The 6,465-nt window shown below is 75.6% G+C and carries 7 protein-coding genes and 1 pseudogene; 2 read left to right on the top strand and 6 right to left on the bottom strand.

From position 1 onward, the window contains the following. On the top strand, positions 1 to 642 hold a 642-nt coding region (locus RIF68_RS23115), incomplete at its 5' end, for a nitrilase-related carbon-nitrogen hydrolase (RefSeq protein WP_309053208.1). 97 nt (positions 643 to 739) lie between these two features. Here the strand turns inward: RIF68_RS23115 and RIF68_RS23110 are convergent. The 3 genes from RIF68_RS23110 to RIF68_RS23100 form a co-directional block, all read right to left on the bottom strand. Beyond that, complete coding sequence (locus RIF68_RS23110) at positions 740 to 1,123, bottom strand: VOC family protein (RefSeq protein WP_309053207.1); 384 nt, start codon at positions 1,121 to 1,123, stop codon at positions 740 to 742. Positions 1,124 to 1,222: 99 nt separating this feature from the next. Next, positions 1,223 to 1,831, bottom strand: a complete 609-nt coding sequence (locus RIF68_RS23105; protein WP_309053206.1) for a hypothetical protein — start codon at positions 1,829 to 1,831, stop codon at positions 1,223 to 1,225. Positions 1,832 to 1,852: 21 nt separating this feature from the next. Next, positions 1,853 to 3,400, bottom strand: a complete 1,548-nt coding sequence (locus RIF68_RS23100; RefSeq protein WP_309053205.1) for a PLP-dependent aminotransferase family protein — start codon at positions 3,398 to 3,400, stop codon at positions 1,853 to 1,855. A 222-nt stretch (positions 3,401 to 3,622) separates the two neighbouring features. Here RIF68_RS23100 and RIF68_RS23095 point away from each other — a divergent pair, with 222 nt between their 5' ends. Next, positions 3,623 to 4,864 carry an aminotransferase class I/II-fold pyridoxal phosphate-dependent enzyme gene (locus RIF68_RS23095; RefSeq protein ID WP_309053204.1) on the top strand — a complete coding sequence of 414 codons (1,242 nt, stop codon included), beginning with the start codon at positions 3,623 to 3,625 and terminating at the stop codon, positions 4,862 to 4,864. A gap of 7 nt (positions 4,865 to 4,871) precedes the next feature. Here RIF68_RS23095 and RIF68_RS23090 read toward each other — a convergent pair whose 3' ends face one another. The 3 genes and pseudogenes from RIF68_RS23090 to RIF68_RS23080 all read right to left on the bottom strand — a co-directional run. Continuing rightward, positions 4,872 to 5,366 (bottom strand): LURP-one-related family protein, encoded by a 495-nt coding sequence (locus RIF68_RS23090; RefSeq protein WP_309053203.1) that lies wholly within the window; start codon positions 5,364 to 5,366, stop codon positions 4,872 to 4,874. A gap of 62 nt (positions 5,367 to 5,428) precedes the next feature. Then, entirely contained in the window at positions 5,429 to 6,178 is a 750-nt protein-coding gene (locus RIF68_RS23085) for a hypothetical protein (protein ID WP_309053202.1), read from the bottom strand. A 3-nt stretch (positions 6,179 to 6,181) separates the two neighbouring features. Next, positions 6,182 to 6,465: pseudogene (locus tag RIF68_RS23080) on the bottom strand (hypothetical protein); the annotation flags it as partial.

Genomic DNA, 6,465 nt, shown 5'->3' with positions numbered 1-6,465 from the left:
GCCGAGGCCGAGCCCCTGCGCGGCCCCACGTACGAGGCGATGTCCGCCGCCGCGCGGGACGCCGAGGTGTGGCTGCACGCGGGGTCCTTCGTGGAGGAGGCGGGCGGCTTGCTCCACAACACCTCGCTCGTCTTCTCCCCCGACGGCGAACTCGCCGCCAGCTACCGGAAGATCCACCGCTTCGGCTTCGACCAGGGCGAGGCGGTCCTCATGGCCGCCGGGGAGGACCTGGTCACCTTCGACCTGCCGCAGCTCACCGCCGGCGTCGCCACCTGCTACGACCTGCGCTTCCCCGAACTCTTCCGGGGGCTCGTGGACGCCGGCGCCCAGGCCTTCGTCGTCCCCGCCGGCTGGCCGGCCCGCCGCCTCGCCCACTGGACCCTGCTCGCCCGGGCCCGTGCGGTGGAGAACCAGGCGTACGTCCTGGCCTGCGGCACCGCCGGCACCCACGCGGGCGTGGAGCAGGCCGGGCACTCGGTCGTCGTCGACCCCTGGGGCGAGGTCGTCGCGGAGGCGGGCGCGGGCGAGGAGACCCTGCGGGCCGTCCTCGACCCGGAGAAGGTGGCCACGACGCGGGAACAGTTCCCGGCCCTGAAGGACCGCGTCCTGGGCGTGACCGCCCCCCGGCGCGACCGGGCCTGAGGGGCGAGGAGGGCCGGCCCCCTACCCGGGGACCCGGCCCGCCCGCCGACCCGGCCACGTCCTCGCCGGACCCGTCGGGCCACCGCCCGGGGGCCGGTCAGGGCGCGGTGGCCGCCCGGTCCGCGTCACCGCGCAGGACGCAGAACTCGTTGCCCTCCGGGTCGGCCAGGACCGCCCAGCCCGTGCCGTCGGGCCGGCGGTGGTCGGCGACGAACGTCGCCCCGAGGCCGAGCAGCCGTGCCACCTCCTCGTCCCGGGAGGACTGCGGCCGCAGGCACAGGTGGAGCCGGTTCTTGACCGTCTTCGGCTCGGGCACCTGGTTGAAGTACAGGACCGGGCCCTCCGGGAGCATCACCTGCGCCTCCCGCACCCCCGGCCGGTCGTCCGGGTTGAGCGGACGCCCCGTCACCCCGCTCCAGAAAAGCGCCAGTTCATAGGCGTCCGCACAGTCGATCGCCACGTTCTGCAGTACCGAGACCATGGGGCCAAGCCTTCCCGATCGCGGCGCCGGACGCCACCGCGTACCGAAGCCGGGCCTTGTCGATCACGCCGCGAGCCCGGCAAGGCCGGTGGGACACGCCTAGTACTGGACCTCCGCCCACAACTGGGTCACCCGGGAGAGGCCGGCGCGGACCGCGCCGCCCCGGGTCAGGGCCGCCCGATCCACCCCGGCGAAGATCAGCGCGAGGGAGAGATCCGCCGCGACCGCCCGGCCCGCCACCGAGACCTCAAGACGCCGCCGCGAGCCGCGCCCCGCTCCCCGTACCGACACCGCGACGCCCGGGTCCTCGGCGTCCGCCGCGCGGGCCAGGTGCCAGGAGCGGCGGTCCACGGCCCTCAGCAGGTAGCGGTCACCGCCGTACCGCATCCGCAGGCCGCGCTGCCGGGCCGTCGCGCCGAAACGGTTCCGCTCCAGGGACACCAGCGCGTCACCGACCCGGAGGGTCGCCCGGTTCAGGGTGGGCAGCCGGATCACCTCCGTGTGGATGCCCCGCGCCTCGTACGAGGCGGGCGGCAGCAGCCCGCCCCGCAGCTCCGAGACCACCACCTCCGGCACGGTCCGCCGCAGCGGCGCCTCCACCGTGATCTCACCGAACTCGGCCGAGACGCCCCGCCATCCGGACCGCCGCTCGTACCCCTTGCCCTCACGCCACGGGCGCAGCGTGAACGGTGTGACGGCGCTGTGCATCGAGCTCTCCTCCCCCTCGCGTCACACGACGATCGCATGCAGGGCACCCGGGCTGCGCCCCGGCCCCGGCGCGTACTCCGCCCAGGCCGCCGCCAGCCGCCGTACCGCCTCCGTCAGCACCTCCGGTGCCGCCATGAAGTGCAGCCGCAGCCGGTCCGCGCTGGCCCCGAGCGCGTCCGCCGTGGATCCCGGCAGGACCGCCACCCCGTGCCGCAGGGCGAGCTGGGCGAACGACACCCCGTCCCCGTACGGCAGCCGCACCCACAGCGTCTGCCCGCCGGCCACCGGCGGGCACTCCCACGAGGGCAGCAGCCGGCCCAGCTCCGCCCGCAGGTGGTCGTGACCGGCGCGGCACGCCACCCGGCGCGCCGCGAGCACCGGCCCGAACCGGTCGAGCAGCCGGGCCGCGACCAACTGGGACGCCACGTCACCACCCAGGTCGTGCAGCGCCTTGAGCCGGGCCAGCCGGGCGATCAGCGCGGTTGGGCCCCGCACCCAGCCCGCCCGCAGCCCGCCCCACACCACCTTGCTCAGCGAACCGACCGAGAGGACCTCCCCGTACGCGGCGAGCGGCGCCCCGGCCGGCTCCCCGCCGAAGGCCAGTTCGGCCGGCACCTCGTCGTCGATCAGCGGCACCCCGAGCGCGTTCGCCGCCTCCACGAGACGCCGCCCGGCGAGCGGCGGCAGCACGGTCCCGGTCGGGTTCTGGAACCGGGCCATCACGTACGCCAGGGCCGGCCGGTGCCGCTCCATGGCCCGTACCGCCGCCGTCACGTCCAGCCCGTCCGGCCCGACCGCCACGGGCAGCGGCACCGCCGCCGCCTCCCGGAAGAGGTCGAGCGCCCCCGGATACGAAGGCGCCTCCACCAGCACCCCGTCCCCCGGCGCGAGCAGCAGCCGCGCCAGCAGCGCGAGGGCCTGCTGGGCGCCCGTCGTCACGAGGATCTCGCCGGGCCCGGTCGGCACCCCCCGCTCCGTGTACCGCCCGGCCACCGCCTCCCGCAGCGCCGGCAGGCCCGCCGGGTGGTAGCCGAGGTCCCGGTCCGGCAGGACGACCGCGCGGTACGCCTCCGTCAGCTCGGGAGGCGGGGCGGGCGGGGCGGCGCAGCTGAGCAGGATCACGTCGTCCGGCGCCTCCAGGAGGTGCAGGAACAACGGATTCGAGGTCTCCACGACCCGGGGTTCGCCGGAACCGCCGGCCGGCACCGGCCCGTCGGCCGCCCCGGCGCGACGGTGCAGGGGGAGCGCGGCCGGAGCCACCCGGGTCCCGCTGCCCTGCCGCCGCACCAGCCGGCCCTCCTGCCGCAGCGTGTCGTACGCGGCGACCACCGTCGTCCGGCCCACGGCGAGCGCGCCGGCGAGGCGCCGGTCCGGCGGCAGGAGGGCACCGGGACGCAGCACCCCGTCGTCGATCAGTGCCCGCAGCCGGGCCGCGAGCAGCAGGTACAACGGCCCGCGCCCGGCCGACCAGCGACCGAGCCGGGCCACGAACGCGTCGGCGTCGAGGGGCGCGAAGGGGTCGGGGGCGACGACGGGGGAGCTGTGGGGTGCGGAACCGCCGGGGGCCACCCGATCGGCCGCACCACCCGTACCGCGCGCCCTGCTCGTACCCTCCGCCCCTCTCGTGCCACCGGGATCACCCGCCCCCGCCGTACCCCTCGGCTCCGCCGCGCGCTCCCCCCGCTGCCTGTCTCTCCCCACGCACCCCACCCACCTCATTGGCTCCCCCGGCGAACCAATCTGCCGTGATTGGCTCTGTGACCACAAGTCCGCCCCGGCCAGACTGCGTTCATGAGCAGCAGCGCGCACGACATCACCGGCGTCCCCGCGAAGACCGACGGCGGAGCCCTGCGTCCCGAGACCCTCGCCGTCCACCCGCCCCGCGTGGAGATCACCGGCAGCACCCCGCTCGGCGTCCCCCTCCACCAGGGGCACGTCTTCGCCTTCGACTCGGCCGACGCCCTCGCCGACGCCTTCACCGACCCCGACACCTTCCTCTACAGCCGCATGGGCAACCCCACCGTCCGCGCCCTGGAGGACGCCGTCGCCCGTCTCGAAGGCGGCACCGGCGCGCTCTCCTACGCCTCCGGCATGGGAGCCATCAGCGGGGTCCTGCACACCCTGCTCTCCTCCGGTGGTCACGTCATCGCCCAGCGGTGCCTGTACGGCGGTACGTACGCGGTCCTCACCGACCTCGCCGCCCGCTGGGGCGTCGACGTCACGTACGTCTCCGGCACCGACCCGGAGGAGGTGCGGGCCGCCCTCCGCCCCAAGACCCGCCTCCTCTACCTGGAGACCGTCGCCAACCCCACCACCCGCGTCGCGGACCTGCCCGCGCTCGCCGCCGTGGCCGCCGGGGCGGGGGTGCCGGTCGCCGTCGACAACACCTTCGCCTCCCCGCTGCTCTGCCGCCCCCTCGACCACGGCGCCGACGTCGTCCTGCACTCCGCCACCAAGTACCTCGCCGGCCATGCCGACGTCCTCGGTGGCGTCGCCGTCTTCAAGGACCCCGCGCTGCAGCGGCGCGTCCGCGCGCACGCCGTCGAACAGGGCGCCGTCACCGACCCGTTCGCCGCCTGGCTCACTCTGCGCGGCATGCAGACCCTGCCGCTGCGCGTCGAGCGCCAGTCGGCGAGCGCCGCCACGCTCGCCGCCCGCCTCGCGGCGCACCCGGCCGTCGCCGCCGTCCGCCACCCGTCCCTCGCGGACCACCCCGACCGGGCCGTCGCCGCCCGGCTGCTGCCGGCCGGGGGCGGCGGGGTGATCTCCGCCGACCTCGCCGGAGGCCGGGACGCGGGCCGCGCCTTCGTCGAGGCGGTCCGGGTCGCCTCCCTCAGCGTCTCGCTCGGTGACGTCCGGACGCTCGTCATGCACCCGGCCTCCACCTCGCACCGGCAGCTCGACGCACAGGCCCTGGAGGCCGCCGGCATCGGCCCCGGCACCATCCGCCTCTCCGTCGGCATCGAGCACGTCGAGGACCTGTGGGCGGACCTGGCCCAGGCCCTCGAGAAGGCCGCCGCGAACGCCGCCTGACGTCCGGTCAGTCCCCGTCGCGCTCGCGTTCCGTCATCCGGATCACGCACACCGCGAGCGCGATGAGCAGGGCGGCGTCCGCGTCCTCCCGTACGACGTCCACGGCGTAGGTGTCACGGACGGTCAGCCACCGGCGCGAGATGCGGGCCAGCGGCTCGCCCTCGTACGTGACACCGAACTCCCGGTCCAGGATCCGGCCGCTGACGTCCAGCTCCGTCCCGTCGGCGAGCGTCACCCGGAAGTGGTTCCGCAGCAGCGAGAGGCGCTTGCGGCGGACGGTCGCCAGCGGCAGGTCGTCCCGCTCGACCGTCATCGTCTCCCGCAGCGCGAACACCTTCTGCCGCAGGGTGATCAGGACCCGCCCGTCCGGGTCCTTGATCTCCAGGGTGTCGCGCAGCCGCAGGGCCTTGCCGTCCACGAGGAAGGCGGGGCGGCCGCCCTCCTCCTCGATCCAGTAGTCGTCGCCGATGGCGAAGATCCGGTCCCGCACGAGATATCTCATGGGCCCATACCTGCCTTCTCATCCCGGTTCGTCACCTTCTCACTTCCCTGACGCGTTCGTCCTCAGGCGAAGTAGCGGACGAACGCGTCGGGGGACGTGCCGAGCGCCTTCCCGAACGGCGAGTCGAGCTGCTGGATGAGCAGCACCGTGAAGGCGATGAACCCGGCCAGGCCCATCACCATCACCACGTGCGTCGCGCTCCGCCGGACGCCGAAGAGGAACATGAACGCGAGCGTCAGCACGCCCCCGAACAGCAGCCCCGCCCACAGCACGGGCGACAGCCGCTCCTGCGCGGCCGCCTCCCGCCCGCGCCGGGCGTCGTCCACGTACCCGAGCTGCGCCAGCACCTCCTGGGCGGCGATCTGCTCGGACACCTTGTCCGTGTCGCCCGCCTCCCCGGCCCGCCGCACCCGGTCGAGGAGCTGCCAGCCGAGGGGGTCGAGCGGTTGGCGCTCCGCCATCATGGGCCACTCGACCTCCACGACGTGGGTGGCGTAGGCGCGGGTGGCCCGGCGCAGCGGTTCGGCGCGCGCCGGCGGGTAGGCGTCGGCCAGCAGGTACGTCTGGTGCAGCGCGCTCGCCTCGGCGTGGGCGTTGTCGGCGGCGGAGGCGCGGGTGTCCCAGACGGAGACCAGGCAGAGGCCGAGGACCACGGCGTAGAGGACCGAGACCATCATGGCGATGTACTCGGCCACGTCCTCGCGCGGCTCCTCGTCCTCGCCGAGCGGGAACAGCTTCGTCTTGAGGACGACGGAGAGGGCGGCGGCGAGCGCCACCCCGAGGGTGATGACGAGGGTTTCCATCAGGGCCATGGGTCAGCTCCTACGACTGCCGAGGAGGGCGGCGGCGATGGCGGCCGGGATGAGGAGCAGCAGGAGCATCACGACGACTCCCAGCTCCCGTGCCTGGTGGGCGCGGCGCCGGACGCGGCCGAGAAAGCCTTCCGCGTGGGGGGCGGCGACCGCCGCCCGGGGCGGCGCGTCGGGCGGTACTGCCGGGGGAACCAGGGGTACGGTCGCGGCCCCGGGCGGCCCGACGGGCAGCGGCCCGCCGCCTTCCCCGGCCCCGGCACCGGCCCCGGGCACGGCTCCGGCCCCGG

The organism is Streptomyces sp. (assembly GCF_031178505.1).
Taxonomy (GTDB): Bacteria; Actinomycetota; Actinomycetes; order Streptomycetales; family Streptomycetaceae; genus Streptomyces; species Streptomyces gulbargensis.
Note: the sequence above shows the minus strand (reverse complement) of the source record. Positions and strands in the feature narration are given on the sequence as shown.

Coding starts and splice junctions, on each gene's coding strand:
- RIF68_RS23110 (WP_309053207.1), bottom strand. CDS start 1,123: ATGGTCTCGGTACTGCAGAACGTGGCGATCGACTGTGCGGACGCCTAT.
- RIF68_RS23105 (WP_309053206.1), bottom strand. CDS start 1,831: ATGCACAGCGCCGTCACACCGTTCACGCTGCGCCCGTGGCGTGAGGGC.
- RIF68_RS23095 (WP_309053204.1), top strand. CDS start 3,623: ATGAGCAGCAGCGCGCACGACATCACCGGCGTCCCCGCGAAGACCGAC.
- RIF68_RS23090 (WP_309053203.1), bottom strand. CDS start 5,366: ATGAGATATCTCGTGCGGGACCGGATCTTCGCCATCGGCGACGACTAC.
- RIF68_RS23085 (WP_309053202.1), bottom strand. CDS start 6,178: ATGGCCCTGATGGAAACCCTCGTCATCACCCTCGGGGTGGCGCTCGCC.